Genomic DNA, 3148 nt, shown 5'->3' with positions numbered 1-3148 from the left:
CTCCCTACTCCCTACTCCCTACTCCCTACTTTCTTATGCAAGCTCCCAAGATTGATCAACGTAGCTATGAAGACATCGTTGCCTATACGGAAGCGTGCGCTAAGGCGTTCACAGACTGGCGTCCTTTGGCAGATGAAAAGCCGGATGCTGGTCGGTCACTAATTCGGGTTTGCTGAAAAAAGCTGAAACCTTTAGATTCAAAGGCTTTAACCTGGCTTGAAAGTATCTCAGATGCCCTGGAATCTGCTAGAATAATCTAAAATCCTTGCACTGGCGAGGTCGTCTGTAGTACAAATGTACCGTAAAGTTGAGCAACCCCCAACACCACCGGAAAACTTCGAGCTACCCTGCCTCGGAAAACTATCCCCAGACAATCGTTGGGTAATCATGGCCAACTTAATCCCCTGGTCAGAATTTGAACCAGAATATGCTCAAAACTTCTCAGGGGAGATGGGGGCACCAGCCAAGGCATTTCGGATGGCAATGGTCGCCTTAATAATTAAAGAAAAATTAGGAACAAGTGATAGAGAAACGGTAGAACAAATCAGGGAAAATCCTTATCTACAATACTTTATTGGCATGACAGCCTATAGCAACGAAGCTCCATTTGAAGCGTCAATGCTCGTCCACTTTCGCAAAAGAATCAGGGTTGATTTAGTCAACAAATTAAACAAAAAAATGTTCAGGAAATTGACTAAATCAGAAGAACAGCCCAGGGTCGAAGAAGACTTAAGTGAGAGAAAAAATCAAGGGAAATTAATTATTGATGCCACCTGTGCCCCTGCCGACATTAGCTATCCGACTGACTTAGGGCTATTAAACCAAGCCAGAGAACAAAGCGAAAAAATCCTAGACTCCCTCTACGAACCCCTCAAATATAAATTCAAAACTAAACCGAGAACTTACCGAAACAGAGCGAGAAAAGACTACTTAAAAGTAGCAAAACAAAGGCGACCTTTAGGAAAAGAAAGAAGAAAAGCGATTAGAAAACAGCTCCAATATATCTCAAGAAATTTAGGTCACATTGAGCAACTGATAGCTAAGGGTGCTGACCTTAACTGCTTGAGCAAAAAGCGGTATAAAATGCTGCTAGGAGTAGATGTAGTTTACCGCCAACAGTTATGGATGTGGTCAAACAACAAAAAGAGGATTGATGACAGAATAGTAAGTTTAAATCAACCTCATATCCGCCCGATGATCAGGGGGAAAGCGGGGAAAGCCGTTGAATTTGGAGCAAAACTGTCAGCTTCTTGTTTCAGCGGCTATGTATTTATCGACCGGATTAGTTGGGATAACTTCAATGAATCAGGGGACTTAAAAGCCCAAATAGAAGAATTTAAACGTTTCACAGGCTCCTACCCAGAATCAGTCCATGTAGACAAAATTTATCGCACCAGAGAGAATCGAGCTTGGTGCAAAGACAAAGAAATTAGAATGAGTGGACCTCCCGCACGGAAGACCACCGAAAAATATCAATAAGGAGACAAAGAAACAAGCAATTGACGATGAAAAAGTTCGTAACTGTATTGAGGGTAAATTTGGACAAGGAAAAAGAAGATAAGCGCCTCAATCGGGTGATGACCAAACTTTCTAATACTTCTCAAACAGCTATTGCTATCACCTTTTTAGTCATGAATATTTCTACCTGGCTGCGGCCATTTTTTTGTCTTTTTTTAGGTCGATTTCAGAGGATAACAAATTCTCTTCTGTTTTCGGCCTTAAACATAAATATAACTTAGAGTTTAGCTGATTATCCCAAGAAAAACTTATCTGAGCAACTGGCTTGAATAATCAATTAATCTTTCTGTTGCTGTTCCCTTACTTTTTCAGCAACCCCTATTTACTTTACAAATTAGCTCTTAGACGTACCCACATTACTTAAAGTTGAAAGCTTTTTGAGAATAACTTGCTTTTTTCTCAATTACAATCAAATTTAATCAACCTTAACCTAAGCATAAAAACACACATTAAATCATTTGTCAATGGTTGAATTTAAAATAAATTTTTAAATCTATAACTCAGGAAACTATAGAAGTTTTTTAGCCTTCAATACTTGTATGTTTCTAAACATGAGATACACCCTTTGTCAATTACCCTAAATCAACCTAATTTTGTCTTATACACAAACTCTTGATTTTGTAAACCATCCAAAAGTAATATTTTGGGGGGCGAGGGGGGGTTGAGATATGCGATCGCTTTTTCTTTTTATTTCCTAGGCATCTTTTTTCCCAAGGCACCAGAAAAAACTAGACCGCTATAGGTGCGCTTTCCGTCAGCGAATTTAATTCGCCACGGGTTGCACCTGAGAAACAGCGTGATCAAATTGGTTACCAATACAAGCAGCCAGTTTGAGTACTTCCTGAGTCGCTGCTGGCAACTTCCTCAAATGTAGCGCCATAAATTATCCGACATCATCACTCAGAGCCAGGGCTCTTACTTGAGCAATGTCACACTCCCAATGACCTACCTCAAAATTAAACTTAATCAGATTGTCGGCATAAAGGGATTTCAGGAATTGAGTGGCAAAGAAAGGATTGCCTTTAGTTTTGCGAAATACCAATTCTGTCAGAGGTTGTGCTAGTTCTTCTGAACAACTGAGGGTATCAGCAATCAGATGATTTAAATCAGAGTGTTTTAGAGGGGCTAGAGTGATACTATTAACGTTTACCTCAGTTTTGCTAATCTCATCCAACGTTAACATTAACGGATGGGTTGGAGAGACTTCGTTATCCCGATAGGCTCCAATCAGCAGCAAATAACGAGTATCAGTTTCCCTGATCAACAACTGCATCAACTTCAAAGATGCTGAATCCACCCATTGCAAGTCATCTAGGAAAATAACTAAGGGATGCTCAGCAGTAGTGAAGACTTGGATGAATTTCTGGAACAGTCGATTAAAACGATTTTGTGCTGCACCAGCTGATAGTTCTGGCACAGGAGACTGTTTGCCAATAATTTGTTCTAGTTCAGGGATAACGTCAATGATGACTTGACTGTTTTCTCCTAGTGCTAACAGAATTTTGATTTGGGTGCGGCTCTTTTAAAAAGACGCTATACTCATAAACGTGCCAGGGGTCGCGAGGACAATCCCCTACTGGTTCAGTAGGGGATTACGCGGTAGGCAGCTATACTAACCCAGCGCGATCGT

At 40.6% G+C, this 3148-nt stretch carries 2 pseudogenes; one reads left to right on the top strand and one right to left on the bottom strand.

The features are described 5' to 3' along the window. Window positions 1-294: 294 nt before the first annotated feature. A pseudogene (locus tag F6K53_RS36170) lies at window positions 295-1750 on the top strand (IS5 family transposase). A 567-nt stretch (window positions 1751-2317) separates the two neighbouring features. Here F6K53_RS36170 and F6K53_RS36165 read toward each other — a convergent pair. After that, window positions 2318-3028, bottom strand: a pseudogene (locus F6K53_RS36165) (AAA family ATPase); the annotation flags it as partial. Window positions 3029-3148 lie beyond the last annotated feature (120 nt).

The sequence above is a fragment of the Moorena sp. SIO4A1 genome (assembly GCF_010672065.1).
In the GTDB taxonomy this organism is placed as follows: Bacteria; Cyanobacteriota; Cyanobacteriia; order Cyanobacteriales; family Coleofasciculaceae; genus Moorena.
Note: the sequence above shows the minus strand (reverse complement) of the source record. Positions and strands in the feature narration are given on the sequence as shown.